Origin of the sequence: Deefgea sp. CFH1-16 (assembly GCF_016881365.1) — a bacterium.
Taxonomy (GTDB): Bacteria; Pseudomonadota; Gammaproteobacteria; order Burkholderiales; family Chitinibacteraceae; genus Deefgea.
Window position 1 is genome coordinate 2,625,561 of the sequence record NZ_WLYT01000001.1, and the last position, 18,239, is coordinate 2,643,799.

Consider the following 18,239-nt stretch of genomic DNA (forward strand, 5'->3'; position numbering starts at 1 on the left):
ATTGCTACAGATTGATATCAATCCAGTTGGTGTGAGATTGACTCTTAATTGGTAATTACCACCTGCAATTGACATGCTTTGTGTTGTTTTTACCGTGATGTCGTTGTTGTTAAAACCTGGACGTTGGCTTCTGGGGGTGAAGCGCGTTTTGTCTATTTGCTGGTGTTGTCGATTGTTAATGTAATTGCATTATTAAATTCGCTGGCACTGATAAGTCGATAAATTGTACTGTTACTGCAATTGGCCGTAATTGCCAGTTGCCAATTGCTACTGTTTTTATCAGTAATGGTGAGACAAGTTTCTTTATTTTGTTTAATGCTTTCTGATTTGGCATAACTTAATGTTGATTGGATTTCTTCCGCGGCGCCTTTTACACGTGTTTTGATCAGCCAGTCACTAAAGCTTGGGATGGCGATTGCCATTAAGATGGCGGCGATAGCAATCGTTATGAGTAGTTCAATCAAGGTAAAACCGCGGCTGCGATAAGAGGGCATGGTGTCCGACCAGATTTGGATTTGTTATTGTGGTTTGATGGTACGGGGTTTTGCTTACGGTGGACAAGACCACTTTTCTCGTGTGGGAAGAGCGGTCTTATCTTGGTGACGAACGGTAGTTTGTTGTTGCTTACGGTTAACAACTCAACTAGGCGTTGATTTTTTTGTGCGCTGCACGATTCAGGCGGTCGTGAATAGCCAGCCATTCTGCGCCTTCTGGCGGGGTTACCAGTAAAAGTTGATCATAGCCTTGACGGTCTAGCTGGCGGAGTGTGGCGTAGATTTGCTGGGCGTAGTCCGCTGGATTATTCGGCATGGCATGCTCGATATACGCTGCATGGTCTTGAATATGCGGAGTGAGTAATACCACTTTCTTACCATTGGCGCTTTCTGTTGCCGCCAATTGCTGCATGCTGGCTAAGGGGCCGGTAATGAGGGGGGTGCGCGGCGCGTAGTGTGAATCGAGTAAACCCGATACCCGTTGTTTGGCAGTGCTGCTGGTGCTGTGATGCTCAATCGCGTGACCCAATACGGCTTCGATCGCAGCGCGTGAAATGCCACCCGGGCGCAATAGTTTAGCTTGATCACCCACTAGGCTCACGATGGTGGATTCAACGCCAACGTCACAGGCACCGCCATCCAAAATTAAACGCACTTGCTCAGTGCTAAATTCATGGCGTACATGTTCCGCGGTGGTGGGGCTAACGTGACCAAATTGATTGGCGCTGGGTGCAGCAAGACCGCCGCCAAACTTTAGCAGTAATTCATGAGTGATCGGGTGCGCTGGCGCGCGTAGGCCAACGGTGTCTTGCCCACCGGTGACCGCATCGCTGACATGCGCTTGGCGCTCTAAAATCAGCGTTAACGGGCCGGGCCAAAATGCTTCGGCCAGTTGGTATGCGCTATCGGGAATGTTTTGCGCCCAGTCTGCCAGTTGCGCTACGCCGGCAATATGCACAATCACCGGATGGTCATTGGGGCGGCCTTTGGCAGCAAAAATTTTGGCCACTGCGGCATCTTGACTGGCATCGGCCGCCAAACCGTAGACGGTTTCCGTTGGGATGCCAACGAGTTCACCAGCACGGAGTAAGGCTAGGGCGGCAGAAAGATCGGCAGGAGAGGGCGCTAAGGTCATTTTGGTCTGGCTATACACTTTGGAATGCGCTGATTATATCATTGCCCTTCATTCACGGTTTGCTTTAGCTCGGACTCGGTGAGATGGCGTTGATCGGCACTGCTTCATGGTGCTCACGAGCCGAGCTTTTCACCGGCTCGCTGGCAAAGGCCGATTGCTGGCGCGATTGCACGATAAGCCGGTGCTGCTCAATTAATTGCGGGATGTTATTGGCTAGATTAATCGGGCGCTCTTCAGGTCTAAAGTCACTGGCTGGGCAGATGCCTGCCCAAGTATTTCGGCCATTGTTTTTTGCTAGATAAAGGCAGTAATCGGCCAGGCTGGCGGCGTATTCCCAACTACAGGCTTCGGGGTGCTGATCGATGAATGGGAAAAAAACAAAGCCAACTGAACAAGTGAGCCGAATGGGTTGAGGGGCGTCGATATTAAAGTGGTGATTTTCGATATCCGCTCGAATTCGCTCTACCAAAATCGGGAATTTATGGCGATTGACATTGCTGGCCACAATTAAAAATTCTTCTCCACCCCCAGCGCACCACGGTATCGCTATCGCGAGCGGCTTTTTGCAAAATCTGGGCAATTTGTTGCAATACTAGATCGCCCGCATGATGGCCAAATTGGTCGTTCACGCGTTTAAAATGATCAACATCAATCATTAATAAGGCCAAATCATGATTGGCATGCTGATCGGGTTGATTTTTAAGCTGATTAGCGCGATGCGCTTTCAAGGTAATGGCGCTCATGCCCAGCATGCTTGTTTCGAGAAAACGGCGGTTTTTGAGTTGGGTGAGTGAATCCGTATTACTTTGATCAAATAGCAAGGCATTGGCTTTATTGAGTTCTTGGGTGCGGGCGGCCACCATAATTTGCCGTAGTGGGCCGCCCACCCAGCGCGCCAGCCATATCGCTAAGCCACCGGCAAGTCCAAATGTGCCAACGACAAAAATAAAGATCATTTTTTCCATTTGATCGGCCATCTGGTGTTCTTGTTTCACGCGCTCGCTCAGCGACAGCACTTGCTGTTGAGTCATTTGTCTGAGGGCGTTGAGTACTTGGTTGTATTTTTCCGCCGCATCACTGAGCGACAGATCTACCGCATCGCGCCGGGCGGCGGGTGTGTCTTCTGACAAAATCTTGAGCACATCGCGTGAGGCATTGGCCCATGCGGCTAATGTTTTTTCAAACGCGGGCGGTGGGGCAATTTTGGCTTTATTTAAGGTGATGTACTGCTGCCAGAGTGCATCCAGTTGGGCAAGGTGTTCGGCGTGTTTTTGTAATGTTTCTTGCGCGGTGGGGGTTGCCGTTTGCATAAATAGCAGACTGCGTTCGGCCAAAATGACTTGATGCATTTCGCTTTGTGCTTGCTCTAGTTTGAGTAGTGCCGGCACGTCTTGGGTAGCAACGGTCTGAAAGGTGGTGATCATTCTCGCGAATGCCCAAATGCCAAAGCCACCGATGAGCCCCGTTAGCATGGCCAATGCGCCAAAACTAATCATCAGTCTGGCCAATACCGAAAATCGATCTGTGCTGGTACTCATCATCATCCCTTAATTGGCAAGCTTTTCGAGCTGTGACAAATTGATGCCGACCACTAAAACGCCGATCGGTTTGCCAGCACTGAGTACCGGCACTGCGATTTGGAGCGCATAGGTTTGGGTGGATTCATCAAACTCAGGCTTGCCTTGCCATGTTTTTCCGGTGGTGAACGGCACGTCAAATTTGGCTTGTCCTTGATGGATATAGCTCGAGGTTTTTTCGATAAAGGCGACTTTTTCGCCTTTAGCTGCAGATAAAAAAGCTTCGCTGATGGCGAGTTTGCTTTTGGCTTGCATCGACTTAAGATATTGCGCTGCGGCATTGGTTTGAAACTCATTAATCAGTGCATCACTACGCCGAATGAGTTTCCATTTGGCCTTATCCATGCCGGGTAATGGGCCGATTTGGTTTTGTTTTTCTACCGCTTGCACCACAATTGGATTGGCTGCCCATGTGGCAATGAGGGTTTTTTGTTTATCTAGCTGACTTTGAATTGCGGGTGTCATCATGAATTCGCCAGCATAAAGGCTGGTATTAAAGAGTAGAAATAGCATGCCGAGCATCGATGCCGCTAAAAATCTTACGTTTTTCATAACACCACCTTTCCGTTGGCTTGTTTTTGCCGCTTGATTCAAGGTTAGTGTATGTCTATCGATTTTGCTCGAAGGCTTGTTGCAGAGTGGATTGCTGAGGTTGAAATGGGGACGAATGAAACGCGGGGTGAATGATTTATTTGTCGCGGTTTTGGTGGGTATATGTAGCTAAATGAATACCTATAAAGTGTTCAAATAGATACCTTTGTAATAATGCCTTGGCTTAGGTATGAATCAGGGCTGGTGCTGTAGCACCAACCCTGATGATTGTGTGGTTTAAGTCTCGCAGCGCGGCTTAGTAAATCGGTAATGCCATAAAGATTTTAATAATGATGGCGTTCAGAATGTCGATAAAGAAAGCGCCGACCATGGGCACGACAATAAAGGCTAAGTGGGATGGGCCAAAGCGATGCGTTACCGCTTGCATATTGGCAATCGCCGTTGGGGTTGCACCCAAGCCAAAGCCGCAATGACCTGCTGCCAACACCACGGCATCATAGTTGGAACCCATGACTCGGAAAGTCACAAAGATGGCGTAAGCGGCCATGGCCATCGCTTGTACTGCGAGCAAAATCACCATCGGTAGCGCCAAATTCGCCAATTCCCACAGGCGCAAACTCATCAAGGCCATTGCTAAAAATAGCGCCAAGCTAACGTTACCCAACACCGAGACTTCACGTTCAAACACTTGGTACCAGCCTAAGCCAGACAAGACATTGCGCAGCACGACACCGGTAAATAAAACGCAAACAAAGGTCGGTAATTCAAACGCCGTGCCCGATATTAGTCCCGCCAAAAATTGCCCCCCCGCTAAGCTCAGCGCAATCAAGGCCAGTGATTCAATAAATGAATTCACCGTGATCAGGCGCGTCGCTTGTGGTTCTTCAAAGCCGGTTGGTGCTTGATCGTGGTTGTGCTCGGCACCAGGCACTTTGACTTTACGCAGCAAAAACTTGGCCACTGGGCCGCCAATTAAACCGCCCAACACCAAACCAAACGTGGCACACGCCATCGCTAATTCGGTGGCGCCTTGAATGCCAAATTGCTCGCTAAATACTGAGCTCCATGCTGCACCAGTTCCGTGACCACCCGACAGTGTGACTGAGCCAGCCAGTAGGCCTAAATGACCATCCAGCCCCAATAAATTGGCCAAGCTAATGCCAATAATGTTTTGCATTAATAACAAGCCAGCGACGACGCATAAAAACTTAATCATCACGCTGCCGCCCGCTTTAAGGCTGGCTAAATTGGCCGATAAACCAATGGTGGCAAAAAAGGCCAGCATTAAGGGCGTTTGCAATGAGGTATCAAATTTAACGGTGACGCCAGCCACTTGCTGCGCAAATAGCATCAATAACGCCACCACCAAACCACCGGCAACAGGCTCGGGGATGGTGAAAGCTTTTAGCGGCGCTGTTTTTTCGACCAGAATTCGACCAAATAGCAAAACAAGTGAGGCAGCAACCAATGTACCGTAGCCACTAATTGTAATCATAAGGTTTTCCTAAGTAATGCCCATGTGGAATGTGGCGCTGTAAGAATAAGGGCGGCACAATTGTGTCGCCTATTACCAGTAATTACAATGTGGCACGGTGTTAACTATTTCGCTTTACAATTCAAGCGCTAACAGTTCGGCGACGGTTTGCCGGCGGCGAATTTGCCGAATGGCATCGCCATCAATCAGCACTTCGGCGATTAGTGGTCGGGTATTGTAGTTGGATGACATGCTGGCACCATAAGCGCCGGTGTCGTGAAAAACCACCCAGTCGCCAATTTGAGCGCTAGGCAGTAAACGCGGTTCAACCACGCCGCCTTCGGCCTGAGTAAACACGTCCCCAGATTCACACAAAGGCCCGGCCAAGACTGTTGGGCGTAGCGCACCATCCGCTGGCGTGCCATCAGCGCGCAAAACGCTAATTTCATGATAACTGCCATACATTGCTGGGCGCATCAGATCAGAAAAACCCGCGTCAACTAAGACAAAATGATTGTTGCCAACGTCTTTTTTTGGCGCGCACTTCGGTGATTAACTGTCCACTTTCTGCAACTAAAAACCGACCGGGTTCAATTTCTAAATGCACTGGATGCCCTAAAAAGGCCGCAATCTCTTGGCGCGCCGCATCCCATAAATGAAAGTAATGCGCGGTATCAATCGGTTCGCCGCCGACTTGGTAAGGAATTGATAAACCGCCGCCAGCTGAAATCGCCCGAATATCGCGGCCTGATTGTTTCACTTGCGCCACCATCGCCGCGCAAACGTCTTGCAAATGGCGGTAATCCACGCCCGAACCAATGTGCATATGTAGGCCGACTAAATCAAGATGGTATTTTTCAATCAAGGCCAATGCTTCGGGCAGTTGTGTGTGCCAAATGCCGTGCTTGCTTTGCTCGCCACCGGTATTGGTTTTTTGGCTATGGCCGTGACCAAAACCGGGATTGATCCGGAGCCAAACGCGGTGTCCTGGATGCGCCTCACCCAGTTGCTCTAGCATTTGCGGGCTACCGCAATTGACTTGAATATCGAGCTCAACCACGCGGGCCAAGGTGGCGCGATCCAGTAAATCGGCGGTGAACACGATGTCGTCGGCATCGGCGCCGGTGGCAAAGCCCGCCGCAATCGCGCGCTCGATTTCACCGAGCGACACCGAATCGACTTTTACGCCTTGCTCACGCATTAACCGCAAAATATGAATATTTGAATTGGCTTTTTGCGCAAACCGAATGGTGTCAAATGCCTTAAGTTGGCCAATGCGCTGGCGAATCGTCGCGGCGTTGTAAGTCCATGTTGGGGTAGAAAATTCGGCGGCAATGCTGCAAATCTGTTCGGCGTTCAGCGCTTTCATTGTTTTTTCCAGTGGGTTGGGTTTGGCAAGACATAAGGAGCGACAGAGCCGCGCCAATAGGCGGCAATTCAGCGCTTTGGTTGGCATTTTTATGGTTGCTATTCAATCAGATTGCGAAATCGTGGTAAAACGATTAATTCTATGCCCCCACCATTTTTGCTTATGTTTGATTACAAATTACTCGAAGCACTGGATATGGTTTTGCGTTGTGGTAGTTTTGATGCGGCGGCTAAACGTTTGCATTTAACGCCGTCGGCGATTTCGCAGCGCATTCGCCAGCTCGAAGAGCGCCATGGTGAAGTGCTGTTGCGGCGTGAAACGCCACTCAGTGCCACGGCCAGCGGCGAACAACTGCTGGCGCATGTGCGGCAAGTTCGCTTGCTGGAGGCCGATTTAGCCAAGCGATTTGACGCCAGCAATGACGATGTCGCATGGAGCAATTTGCGCGTTGGCATTACCGCCGACAGTTTGGCCATTGGCCTGATTGCAGCGATCGCGCCCAATTTATTGCCGGCAAAATTATTGCTCGATTGTGTGGTGGAGGATGAAGCTTTACACGCTTGATTTACTGCGCGCTGGTGATGTAATTGGATGTATTAGCACGCAGCCATTGCCTGTAGCTGGCTGCGTGGCAATACCCTTGGGTGAATTGTCTTACATTGGCGTAGCTAATGCCGCGTTTGTTGCCCAATACTTTGCCAATGGGGTGAATGCACACAGTTTGGCTGGTGCACCGGCCGCAGTGTTTGGGCAAAAAGAAAGCTTGCATCGGCGCTTGCTGCGCGAACGCTTTGCTTTGCTCGACGCGCAATTTCCTTGTTATGTAATTCCCGAAAGCCATGCATTGTATGCCGCGGCCAAGTCGGGGCTGGCGTATGCGATTGTGCCGCGAGCGCAAGCTGCCACGGAGCTAACAGCTGGAACGATGTTGGCGCTCGCCGAATTTGCGACGACGGTGCCACTGTATTGGCATCATTGGGCGCGGCAAACACCACCCGCTTTGGCCTTGACGCAAGCGATTGAGCAATTTGCCGCCAGCCATTTTGCTCGCTAAATGGGGCGAATTCCACCTTGCGCTATTGATTTAGGCGCGGCGATGTTTTTTTGATGTTGTCTGTTGGCGTTGATTTTATTTTTACGGAGTGAATGTGATGCATGAACCTTTAATCGTTTTTTTGGATCGAGCCAGTTTGCCGGTGCGCTTAAAACCGCTGGCCATGCCGCATCATTGGCAAGAATATCCGCAAACGCTGGCCCATGAGGTGGTGGAAAGGCTGGCGGGGGCGACGGTCGCCATTAGTAATAAAGTGCCAATCAACCGCGAAATGATGGCGGCTTTGCCCGATTTAAAACTCATCGCGGTGGCAGCAACCGGATACAACCAGATCGACGTGTTGGCGGCAAAAGAATTGAATATTGCGGTGTGCAATATTCGTGATTATGCAATTCATGGTGTGGCCGAGCATACGCTGATGCTGATGTTGGCTTTGCGGCGACAATTGCTGTCGTATCGGCAGCAAGTGTTGGCCGGAGCATGGCAGGCGGCCAGTGGTTTTTGTGTTTTTGGTGCGCCACTGCATGATTTGGCCGGTAGTCGTTTATGTTTGATCGGCTCGGGCGCGTTAGGACAAGCGACTGCAGCATTGGCACGCGCTTTTGGTATGCAAGTGTTTTTTGTTGAGCATCGTGGTGCCGCCGTGGTTCGGCCAGGGTTTTTGCCGTGGGACGAGGCGTTGGCCACGGCGGATATTTTAAGTTTGCATTGCCCGCTCAATGACACCACGCGTGGCATGATTGCCGCGCCGGAATTAGCGGCGATGAAAGCCACGAGCATATTAATTAACACGGCACGCGGTGGTTTAGTCGATGAAGCAGATTTGCTAACGGCGCTGCAAACTGGGCAGATTGCTGGGGCGGGATTGGATGTTTTAGTGACTGAGCCACCGACTGCGGGCAATGCGCTGCTGGATGTCGCGCTGCCCAATTTATTGATTACACCGCATGTGGCGTGGGCCAGCGTGGAAACCATGCAAACCTTGGCCGATCAATTAATTGATAATATCGGCGGATTTTTGCAAGGCCAACCACGTAATTTGCTGTAAATGCCGTGCCGTATAGGGCGTCTGTGCCACCGCGCGGGTGGCACTGAGTCTTAGATGCGTTCTCGCCACGCGGCGATTTTGCGAAAGATCCAACTTTGCGGTTGCTCAGCCCCAGTGCGAGCGTATTCCATTAAGCTGACTTCACTACACATGGCTTGGTGAGATTGCTGGGCGTGATGGTCGCCAATAAATAGCAATTCATCGCCAAAGCGCAATGTGTCTTCGGCTTTGGGTAATAAAATATCTTTTTCGCCATGGCGACGCAGCAGCGCGATGCATTGCAATGGCCGACCGTGATCAATCACGCTGTGATAAAAATGTTTGATCTGTAATGCGGGTAACGGACGTGCCAAAAAGGCCTGCACCGCAGCGGGGTTTTTAGCGTTTAAACGCACCGTCCAGTGTTCCGGCACAATGCCTTGGCAAAGATTTTCGATGTCGAGCGTCAATTGGCTTGCCCATTCGTCCTCTTTGCTCACTAAAGCCAAAACAAACTGAGCCAATAGCGGATTGGCCATGGCGCGCAATGCTTCATGCGCGACGACTTCGCTGCGAATTGAAATAAAATTCGGCGCAAAGGCTTTGAATAGTAAATGATTGGTGGCTAAATTTTGCCGCGCAACAATAAATAGCGCCGGGTTAATCGCCCGGGCGGTGGCCAGCGACGAGAGATTATTGGCGTCGTCATCGTGGCAGACAAATAAACCCACGGCGTGCTCAATGCCGGCGATTTTGAGTGAGGCGGCGTCAACCCCTAAAGCTTGGTGGTAGATCTGAGGATCGAGTTCGGGCTGTGGATCGGGGTCGATAATGTGAACGCTAATACCTTCTTGCGATAAGGCTTTATGAATCGAGCGCCCAAAGCGCCCATACCCGACAATCACCCAATGCCCCTTGGGCGGTTTAATGCTCGGCGGGAAAGGGTTGCCGGGAAAATCCGACAAAATTTTACGCAAATGCGAAACAGCCGGGGCATGCATCGCCAATTGAAACTGCTGGCCCACCGCTTCAAACATATTAATGACTTTATTGGTGCCAAATGACGCCATATTGTCGCTAATTTCTTGGTTTTTGCTGCGGCAAATCGAGAGTAATTTGGGGCGTAACACATAGGCGGTGATGGCAATCGATAGATTGGTGTTTTCATTGCCAGTAATGCCCAGCACTCCAATGCAGCGTGGGTGCGATATCCCCGCGATTTTGAGTAACTCAGGATTGGCAGCGTCGCCGGCGTGAAATGGGGCGTCAAAATGGTAGTCCGCCAAGGCCACTTCATTAATTCGTTCTTCACGTTGATCAATAACCACAAAGCGAATGTCTTGCGTGTCGAGCACTTCGCAAAGGATGCGCCCGGTTTGCCCGTAGCCACAAATGAGATAAAACGGTTCATTCATCCGCTTCACTTTGCTGCTAAAGCGGGTGTATTGCAGCGCTTTAGCCAGCGCTTGATCGGCGAGATAAGGCGAAAATCGAGCTTAAGGCGTAAGTCCAGCCAATTACCGCCAGATAAATACACACTAAAACCCACATCCTTTGCGCGCTGGTAAAGGCATAAGGAATCTCACCAAAACCAATGGTGGTGGCGGTGTAGCTGATAAAGTAAATCGCGTGGAAAAAATCCATCCGATACGGCTGGCCGGCATTATCGACGCCGGGAATCAATACCAGACCAAATACCGAAATGGCATAGATCAAAATCAGCGTGATAATCGGCGTGCGTAAACGCCGCAGCATTAAAAAGAAAATATTGGGCATGGCAGGCTTAACGGCGATGTTGCAAGGTTTCACCAATTAATAAAATGACTGAGACCAAGTTGGCCGCCAAAGCACCGGCAGACAGCGACACAATGGTGGTGGTAATCGCTGGCGTCATTCCGACTTGGGTAATATACAGCGCTTTCCACCAAACGAAACTCGCGGCAATTAACTGTAAATCCGCCACCAAGCTGGTCGCTAAATGCAGCGCGCCGACTTGGGTTCGATCGCCAAATTTAATTACCGTGGCGATTAAATTGACGACGATGGCCGCAAACAGCTCATTCACATCGTGCTGGTGGGCGATGTCAATTTGGCCGATGACAAAACCAAAATTGAGCGTAAACGCCAGTAAGATAAAGAAGCCAAAGATGACTTTTTCTAAATTCATGGTGAAATTCCAATCAAGTAAATCGTGAACCGATGATCAGCGGGGGCGTGATGCAGATTTAATCAGGGCCTTACGCCGACCAATTAAGCGCCAACGCGCTGCTTTTATACGGTGCGCGCATCATGCTTTGCTTCCCCTATTGGGTCAAATCATTCGCCGTAAAAGCGCGATGTAATTATTACAGTTGCTTGGCGCGGGTGCTGGCGATTTGGCCGGACACCCGTATTTTGGATTTTATCCCCAGAAGTCGTGGATAAAATCCAGCTCCGGCTGTGGGTAAGTCACTTAAGTCGTTGAAATTAAGTGTCTCTTGTAAAGTGGCTAAGCCTATGTGAAAAAATAGGCCATTTCATGGCTTTATGCTCAAGTGGCGTGAGTTTTTGCGTGCATAAGCTGTGGATAAACGGCTTATCTTCATGATTTGTTTGAATAAATAAGGGCTGACTTTTTTTTAAGCAAGTTTTTGCGGGGAGGCTGGTAGGCAATGGCTGATTCGGGGCGAGTAAAACAAGCGCAATGTCTGACTAGCGAGCGTCAATCGGTGGCAGAGGCAGCAAAGCAGTGGCGGATCAATGTGGCGTAGGGCATGGAGTAGGGGCGCGAAGGATTGCGAAGGCGCTGGCAGAAAAAATGAACGGCTTAGTTTCAAGCCGATCGTTAAGCCATAAGGGGCTTATTATTTTTTGTCGCTGGATTTTGCTGCAGGCATAAAGCCCGCTACCGGCACTGTTGCTGATTTTTCTTTTTTCGGTTTTTTAGTTTCTTTATTGCTGCGTGCTTGACCCTTGGCCATGATGTTGCTCCGATTTGATGATTAAGTAGTAATGATGAATGGCAACCTGCACGGTGCATCGCGCACGAGGTTAGATTCATCATAGGCGCATCAAGCATGGCTTAGGGATTTAATTACGCGATTAGCCACAATTATCAGTCTGGGTATATTGCTGAAACTTAAATTTAATAAAAGTAAGCGGCGTATACCCCAGACGTGAGGAGGGGGTTATTTGGCGCCACCGAGTAATTGAGTGAGTTGGCGGTAGCGTTTGTAATAGTTTTCTTCCTGCTGCGTTTTTTCGGTATGAGCGAGTTTTTTATTTAAGGTGAGTTTGAATAAATCATGAAACAGCTGTAAATCAGTGACTTGGCGTAGGCTGCGATTGTCCGCGGGTATAAACCCCGCCAATTGGTCGGCATAATATAAGCGCTGTTTGGCTTGCGCGGTGTTGTTGCCCGTTTTGCCGTACTGAGTAAAAAACTGTTTGATTTTGTTTTTGAGCGGGGCAGGTAGATCTTGTCGTTGAATTAAGGGGTCAAAGGCAAATTCTGGCGACTGCCAAATCATGCGCATTTTGGCGTGATCACGCGGGTATTTTTCTTTGAGCTGCTCTAAGTCAAATGAATTACTGACGGCGACATCGACTTGCTGGGTGGCCAGCGCAATAAAGGATTGTTCGGCATTGCCATACACAATGTGTTTGAAATAATTTTCTGGGATGATGTTTTTTTGTAAAAACAAATGGTAGTGCGGAATGTAATATTCAGCGGTGCTGCCATGAATGCCTGAGGCGTAGTTCAGTTGCTGCGGATGTTGAAGTAATTGCTCGGCATTTTTGATCGGGCTGTTGGCGCGAACTAACATCACGCTGCGATACGTTGCCTGATTGCCACTTTGCACTAAGGATGCAAAAACTTCGGCCTTGGCATTTTCTACCGCATCGAGCGCCAATTTGTTATCAACGCGGGCCACTTGGATCTCATTGTTTTTAATTTTATTCAATAACACCGCTCTATCATTGCCCACCCAAGCTTTTACCGGTTGACCGACTGCGGCGGCCAGATCATTCAGAATCGGTTGCCAGTCCTCTAGTGTTTGCTCGTTATTGCGCGAGGTCAGTAAGCCGACGGTGATATCGGCGTGCGCGGGGAGCACCAAACAGCAAAGTAGCAAGCAAAGAGGGCGAAATGACATAGCAAATAATCCCAAGCAACGAAGGGACTACATCATAGGGATTGAGTGTGACGGTAATATGAAATGTTTGTAAGTAATCACGCATCAGTCATTAAGAGGCACGACTTTAGCGTTGATGAGCGGCAAAGTCGGTGAACCTAAAGCGAAAAAAGCCCAGCAGCGCGAGATTGCTGCAGTGTAAAGCGGCGTTGATTTGCTTTGAATGAGTTGTGGTTTCGACCTTGGCGTGCGAACAAGGTATAATCAGCGCCTTCTGGTTGGTCGCGTATGAATAATTATGCCTATTTATGCTTATCGCTGTACTGAGTGTGGTCATCAAGACGAGCACTTACAAAAAATGTCCGCTGATGCATTAACGCAATGCCCAGCTTGCCAAGCCGAAAAATACACTCGGTGTGTAACTGCTGCGGGTTTTCAACTCAAAGGCTCGGGCTGGTATCAAACTGATTTTAAAGGCGGTTCTGGCACAACCGGTTCGAACTCTTAATCGATTTTTACTTGAGTAAAATTGTGACCTCATTATTTAAGCGCTACTTTTTTACTGGTTTATTGATTTGGATTCCTTTAGTGATCACATTGTGGGTGCTCAATCTATTGATTAGCACCATGGATCAGCTAGGGGCATTTGTACCAAATCAAGTTCGTCCTGATTATTGGATTTTGCAAGCGATGGCGCAGTTATTTCCCCACTTAAGAGGGGAAGAAAACATTCCTGGCTTTGGAGTGATTTTAACGGTGCTGGTGCTGTTGTTAACTGGGATTTTTGCTGCCAATATTTTGGGTCGTCGTTTGTTGGAAGTCGGCGAGTCGATTTTGAAGCGCATTCCCATTGTTCGCTCGATTTATATGAGCGTGAAGCAAGTTTCAGACACCTTGTTTTCTGATTCAGGTAATGCGTTTCGCAAAGCAGTATTGGTGCAGTTTCCCCATCATGGGACTTGGTCAGTCGGTTTTGTGACCGGTATTCCCAGTGGCGAAATTAGTGACAAACTCGGTGGTGAATTAATTTCGGTGTTTGTGCCCACCACGCCCAATCCGACATCGGGCTTTTTGTTTATGGCTAAAGCCGATGACGTTAAAGAGCTGGATATGAGTGTGGATGAGGCATTGAAATACGTGATTTCGCTGGGTGTAGTGATGCCCAGTACTAAGCCCTTGATTTATCCGCAGGCGCAGGCTTTATCTGGCGAGCCAGCTGTCGCGGTAAAAGGCTAATTAAAAAATAATGTGGCTGTGCCACAAGCGGGCTTGTCCGTTTTATTGATTGTTTGTGTTATTTATTTGAGGAAGTTCTTTGATGCGTACCGATTATTGCGGTTTGATTGATGGTCGTTATCTGGGCCAAACTGTCACGATTAAGGGCTGGGCCCATCGTCGTCGTGACCATGGTGGTGTGATTTTTATCGATTTGCGCGACCGTGAAGGTTTGGTGCAAGTGGTGTTTGCGCCAGAAACGCCAGAAGCGTTTGCCATTGCTGATGCCACCCGCAATGAATATGTATTGGAAATCACCGGCTTGGTGCGTGCTCGCCCAGAAGGGACCACCAATAGCAAAATGTTCACGGGTCAAATTGAAGTCTTGGCAAGCAGCATTACCGTATTGAATCAAGCGGCAACGCCGCCGTTCCAGATCGACGATGAAAATCTCTCTGAAAACGTGCGTTTAACCAACCGCGTGATCGATTTGCGTCGCCCAGTAATGCAAAAAAACATGCGTTTGCGTTACCGCGTAGCGATGTTAATCCGTAACTACCTGGATGGTTTGGGCTTTATCGATATCGAAACGCCAATGTTGACGCGCTCAACGCCAGAAGGCGCGCGCGATTACTTGGTGCCAAGCCGCGTGCACGATGGTCAATTCTTTGCCTTGCCGCAATCGCCACAATTGTTCAAACAATTGTTGATGGTGGCCGGTTTCGATCGCTACTACCAAATCGTTAAATGCTTCCGTGATGAAGATTTGCGCGCTGATCGTCAGCCAGAATTCACCCAGATTGATATCGAAACTTCGTTCTTGAACGAAGACGAAATCATGGACATCACCGAATCAATGGCCAAACACGTATTTAAAGAAGCCATCGGCGTTGAATTGGGCGACTTCCCACGGATGGCGTATGACGACGCTATGCGTTTGTACGGCTCTGACAAACCAGATTTGCGCGTGTCGTTGCAGTTCACTGAACTGACTGACTTGATGAAAACCGAAGAATTCAAAGTCTTCCGTGGCGCTGCTGACATGGAAAACGGCCGCGTAGTCGGCTTACGTATTCCAGGTGGCGCGAGCATCAGCCGTAAAGAAATCGACGACTACACCAAGTTCGTGGCGATCTACGGTGCGAAAGGCTTGGCGTACATTAAAGTCAACGACGTTACCAATCTGAGCAACGGCGAAGGCTCTGGTTTGCAATCGCCAATCGTTAAAAACTTGAGCGAAGCTTGCCTGCAAGAAATCATCACCCGCACTGGTGCAACCACTGGCGATTTGATTTTCTTTGGCGCAGACAAAGAAAAAATCGTTAACGAAGCCATCGGCGCATTGCGCTTGAAAGTCGGTCACGAAAAAGGCGAAGCAGCGGGTTACTTCACACGCGGCTGGAAACCATTGTGGGTGGTTGACTTCCCAATGTTTGAACGCGACGACGACGCCGGCCGTTGGAATGCTTGCCACCATCCGTTCACCAGCCCGAAAGTGGAGCACATCGAGTTCCTTAAATCTGATCCGGGCAAATGCAAAGCCCGCGCTTACGATATGGTCCTTAACGGTTGGGAAATGGGCGGCGGTTCAGTGCGTATCCACCGCGCTGATATGCAATCGACCGTGTTTGAAGCACTCGGTATCGGCGAAGAAGAAGCGCAAAACAAATTCGGCTTCTTGCTCGACAATCTGCAATTTGGTGCCCCTCCGCATGGCGGCTTAGCCTTTGGTTTGGATCGTTTGGTGACTTTGATGACCGGCGCCGAATCTATCCGCGACGTGATTGCCTTCCCGAAAACCCAACGTGCACAGTGCTTGTTAACCAACGCACCGAACGAAGTGGACGAAAAAACAATTGCGCGAATTGCACATTCGTTTGCGTAACACCCAGCAAGCCAATTTAGCGTAATTGCTGATTAGCTTGGATTAAAAAAAGGCGACTTCGGTCGCCTTTTTTGTTGGGTATTGGCTGGAAGGCTTTGATGGATATTGGCTGTATTGATATACCCATTGGTTTGTTCGGGTAGGTTGGTGCGTAGGGCGGGTTAGTATAGGTAGGGCGGGTTAGCCTTTAGGCGTAACCCGCCGATCAGTTTGCCGTGGCGCAAATTGCGATCCGTGATGCTTAGATTGAGTAAGTTGGGCTAAGCCTGCGCGGCCCAACAATCGCGCGGTCAACGTTGGGTTGAATTCGATGCACACTTTAAATCAAAGTCGCGCTAATGCCGCGCGGCACCCACCTTTCTTTGCTTCGCCAAAGAAAGTGTGGGCCAAAGAAAGGCGACCCGAGTATCTGCGCGGGCTGTGCCCGTACCTTCGCTGCGGACAATCGAGGCGGTTGCGATCAAAACTCGGCCTGCGGCCTCAAACAATGATCGCAAAAACCCCGCCCCGCTTGTTCCTCGCTCAGCTTGCTACACGGGATCTCGCGCAGCTCAACGAGGCTTGATTTTAAATCGATGTATTGTTCTCTACGCTCTGTAAATAAAGGCTTGCAAGTAAATACATCCATATTGTAGGGTAATGAGTTATAACAAGTGCTTTTTTTATTTAAAAAGGATTTAAGTAATGGAACTGTTCGAGGGATTTAGAAAATCAGGAATGTTCGTAATCTCTGATGACTCAGAAATTTATGGCGACTTAATTCTTAATGGATCTAAGTCCACGCTAGATGCGTACTCTCGAAAAGCCTTCAACACAAATAAGATTCAAAATGCTTGTATTCTTGGCGAGCTACATGATAGGACGAAGGTTTCCCTAATAGATTGCATCACAACTCTGCCTGCTGGCGGCGGATATCGTGGAGATAAGCACTATTACTCCTCTAGCTTTTTCCCGCATTATGTCATCGTTGGTGATGAGCATATAAGGCCTGAGGATAAGAAAATTGAAAAAGTAAGCTTTCATGTCACCGACGACACTCCCTTATTCTACGATCTTCACGCTTTTGGAATGGTAATAAATACAGCTCCTTACTTGGCAAAAATCGCAGATGAAATTCGTGAAAAGGGGGGCGATATTACCTTAGGTGATGATCCCCATCTTTTCTACTTCACAGGCAAATACGAAATATTTAAAGCGGTAACTGATTTAGGAGTCGTGACCGCAGAGCACCGCCCTTCATATGGCATGCCTGGACCAAGTGGAAATCCATTTCAACAACAAAATTTTCGTTACTATCGCTTTTAATGAAAAAGTGGCAATCGATACAGCTATCCAATCGGTTAACACCTTACTACGTTTCTTAGAAATCATTGCTGGTCGTCCGCAATCCGTGCAGAGTCTTGCATTTATGATGGCAAGTACTACTACCAATCTACCTAATTCACTTAGCGTTTACTGGAGTATGTTTCCTCCATCCGAGGCTGATGCCACTGAACGGAAGCCACATCCAACGGATCTCCCAATTCAAGCTGCACAAACTCCTGAGTATTTCGCAAATGTACTAACTAACTGGTTAGCCAAAAATCAAGAATGGCAAGACGCGCGTTTTCGCTTCTCAAACGGATTTGCTCAACAGCATAATTTCACAATTGATCGTTTGGTAGGTGCTGCAAATATGTTCGACATACTTCCGGCCTCAGCCGTTCCTGCTGATTTACCACTATCGGAAGAGTTGGAAAAAGCAAAAAACTCAACTCGTACCTTATTTAGGAGTCTTTCTCAAAGCCCCGAGAAGGACAGCGTTCTTGGAGCACTTGGCAGACTTGGAAAAGCCAGTTTGAAACGAAAAATTCGTAGCCGAGCGCAACTCATTCTCGATCAAGTTCCAGCCAACTTTCCTGAGCTTGTAATGGTGATCGATGAGGCGGTTAATTGTCGAAACTATTTTGTCCACGGCTCAGATACAAAGAAAATGAACTACAGCGATGAATTTAATCAAGTGGTGTTTTTCACTGAAGTACTTGAATTTATCTTCGCAGCATCAGATCTCATTGAGTGCGGTTGGGATATCAGAACTTGGAGTAAGCAGCGCAGCACTTTATCGCATCCATTTGGTAGATTCCGTGTGAACTATGAGCTGCAACTGCAAGATTTAAAACGTGCAATTGCAGCAGCTAAATCTTAACATCGCGTACTCAGCGTATGGTGCAATAACGTAGAAACAAGGGTGCAATAAGCCCTGCATACCCCGCCGCATCATCACAATGCATCAAGCTGGAATGCACTTCGTTTATTCCACCCTACGTATACTTTCTGTTTATATCTGACGCTGAGTCATTGTC

Annotated in this window: 19 protein-coding genes and 1 pseudogene; 8 read left to right on the forward strand and 12 right to left on the reverse strand. The window is 48.8% G+C overall.

What is annotated here, in order from left to right:
- Nucleotides 1–152 precede the first annotated feature (152 nt).
- The 8 genes from GKO28_RS14430 to GKO28_RS14460 form a co-directional block, all read right to left on the reverse strand.
- Entirely contained in the window at nt 153–494 is a 342-nt protein-coding gene (locus GKO28_RS14430; protein WP_182076771.1) for a GspH/FimT family pseudopilin, read from the reverse strand.
- A gap of 148 nt (nt 495–642) precedes the next feature.
- Nucleotides 643–1,629, reverse strand: coding sequence for an L-threonylcarbamoyladenylate synthase (locus GKO28_RS14435; RefSeq protein WP_182076772.1), 987 nt, complete (start codon nt 1,627–1,629; stop codon nt 643–645).
- Between the two features lie 64 nt (nt 1,630–1,693).
- Complete coding sequence (locus tag GKO28_RS14440) at nt 1,694–2,134, reverse strand: hypothetical protein (protein WP_182076774.1); 441 nt, start codon at nt 2,132–2,134, stop codon at nt 1,694–1,696.
- On the reverse strand, nt 2,109–3,167 hold the full coding sequence (locus GKO28_RS14445; RefSeq protein WP_182076775.1) for a diguanylate cyclase: 1,059 nt from the start codon (nt 3,165–3,167) through the stop codon (nt 2,109–2,111). Before GKO28_RS14445 ends, GKO28_RS14440 begins: the two co-directional genes overlap by 26 nt.
- A 9-nt stretch (nt 3,168–3,176) precedes the next feature.
- Nucleotides 3,177–3,758: a cache domain-containing protein gene (locus tag GKO28_RS14450; protein WP_182076776.1), complete on the reverse strand. Its 582-nt coding sequence runs from the start codon at nt 3,756–3,758 to the stop codon at nt 3,177–3,179.
- A 295-nt stretch (nt 3,759–4,053) separates the two neighbouring features.
- The gene (gene gltS, locus GKO28_RS14455; protein ID WP_182076778.1) at nt 4,054–5,253 is read right to left on the reverse strand and encodes a sodium/glutamate symporter; all 1,200 of its coding nucleotides are present in this window, start codon (nt 5,251–5,253) and stop codon (nt 4,054–4,056) included.
- Between the two features lie 114 nt (nt 5,254–5,367).
- Nucleotides 5,368–5,709: a hypothetical protein gene (locus tag GKO28_RS20320; RefSeq protein WP_247646566.1), complete on the reverse strand. Its 342-nt coding sequence runs from the start codon at nt 5,707–5,709 to the stop codon at nt 5,368–5,370.
- A gap of 19 nt (nt 5,710–5,728) precedes the next feature.
- The gene (locus GKO28_RS14460; protein ID WP_247646567.1) at nt 5,729–6,688 is read right to left on the reverse strand and encodes a diaminopimelate decarboxylase; all 960 of its coding nucleotides are present in this window, start codon (nt 6,686–6,688) and stop codon (nt 5,729–5,731) included.
- A 54-nt stretch (nt 6,689–6,742) separates the two neighbouring features.
- Here GKO28_RS14460 and GKO28_RS14465 point away from each other — a divergent pair, with 54 nt between their 5' ends.
- The 3 genes from GKO28_RS14465 to GKO28_RS14475 all read left to right on the forward strand — a co-directional run bounded on the left by GKO28_RS14465 (nt 6,743) and on the right by GKO28_RS14475 (nt 8,703).
- A complete protein-coding gene (locus tag GKO28_RS14465) occupies nt 6,743–7,165 on the forward strand; it encodes a LysR family transcriptional regulator (RefSeq protein ID WP_182076780.1) in 423 nt (140 codons plus the stop codon).
- The gene (locus tag GKO28_RS14470) at nt 7,146–7,655 is read left to right on the forward strand and encodes a LysR substrate-binding domain-containing protein (protein ID WP_182076781.1); all 510 of its coding nucleotides are present in this window, start codon (nt 7,146–7,148) and stop codon (nt 7,653–7,655) included. The genes GKO28_RS14465 and GKO28_RS14470 overlap by 20 nt, the downstream gene beginning before the upstream one ends.
- A gap of 97 nt (nt 7,656–7,752) precedes the next feature.
- A complete protein-coding gene (locus GKO28_RS14475) occupies nt 7,753–8,703 on the forward strand; it encodes a D-2-hydroxyacid dehydrogenase (RefSeq protein ID WP_182076783.1) in 951 nt (316 codons plus the stop codon).
- Nucleotides 8,704–8,753: 50 nt separating this feature from the next.
- Here the strand turns inward: GKO28_RS14475 and GKO28_RS14480 are convergent, their stop codons facing one another.
- The 4 genes from GKO28_RS14480 to phnD form a co-directional block, all read right to left on the reverse strand.
- Nucleotides 8,754–10,097 carry a TrkA family potassium uptake protein gene (locus tag GKO28_RS14480; RefSeq protein WP_182076786.1) on the reverse strand — a complete coding sequence of 448 codons (1,344 nt, stop codon included), beginning with the start codon at nt 10,095–10,097 and terminating at the stop codon, nt 8,754–8,756.
- A gap of 40 nt (nt 10,098–10,137) precedes the next feature.
- Nucleotides 10,138–10,458, reverse strand: coding sequence for an ion channel (locus GKO28_RS14485; RefSeq protein ID WP_182076787.1), 321 nt, complete (start codon nt 10,456–10,458; stop codon nt 10,138–10,140).
- 7 nt (nt 10,459–10,465) lie between these two features.
- Nucleotides 10,466–10,849, reverse strand: a complete 384-nt coding sequence (locus tag GKO28_RS14490) for a DUF6394 family protein (RefSeq protein WP_182076789.1) — start codon at nt 10,847–10,849, stop codon at nt 10,466–10,468.
- Nucleotides 10,850–11,849: 1,000 nt separating this feature from the next.
- Nucleotides 11,850–12,818: a phosphate/phosphite/phosphonate ABC transporter substrate-binding protein gene (gene phnD / locus GKO28_RS14495; protein ID WP_182076790.1), complete on the reverse strand. Its 969-nt coding sequence runs from the start codon at nt 12,816–12,818 to the stop codon at nt 11,850–11,852.
- Between the two features lie 277 nt (nt 12,819–13,095).
- On the opposite strand from phnD, the gene GKO28_RS14500 reads away from it, so the two are divergent.
- The 5 genes and pseudogenes from GKO28_RS14500 to GKO28_RS14520 all read left to right on the forward strand — a co-directional run bounded on the left by GKO28_RS14500 (nt 13,096) and on the right by GKO28_RS14520 (nt 18,082).
- Complete coding sequence (locus GKO28_RS14500; protein WP_182076792.1) at nt 13,096–13,305, forward strand: FmdB family zinc ribbon protein; 210 nt, start codon at nt 13,096–13,098, stop codon at nt 13,303–13,305.
- An 11-nt stretch (nt 13,306–13,316) separates the two neighbouring features.
- Nucleotides 13,317–14,033 carry a DUF502 domain-containing protein gene (locus tag GKO28_RS14505; RefSeq protein WP_247646568.1) on the forward strand — a complete coding sequence of 239 codons (717 nt, stop codon included), beginning with the start codon at nt 13,317–13,319 and terminating at the stop codon, nt 14,031–14,033.
- Between the two features lie 82 nt (nt 14,034–14,115).
- Nucleotides 14,116–15,922, forward strand: a pseudogene (gene aspS / locus GKO28_RS14510) (aspartate--tRNA ligase).
- Between the two features lie 659 nt (nt 15,923–16,581).
- Nucleotides 16,582–17,202, forward strand: coding sequence for a hypothetical protein (locus tag GKO28_RS14515; RefSeq protein ID WP_182076794.1), 621 nt, complete (start codon nt 16,582–16,584; stop codon nt 17,200–17,202).
- Nucleotides 17,156–18,082, forward strand: coding sequence for a HEPN domain-containing protein (locus GKO28_RS14520; RefSeq protein ID WP_182076796.1), 927 nt, complete (start codon nt 17,156–17,158; stop codon nt 18,080–18,082). The genes GKO28_RS14515 and GKO28_RS14520 overlap by 47 nt, the downstream gene beginning before the upstream one ends.
- Nucleotides 18,083–18,239: the final 157 nt, after the last annotated feature.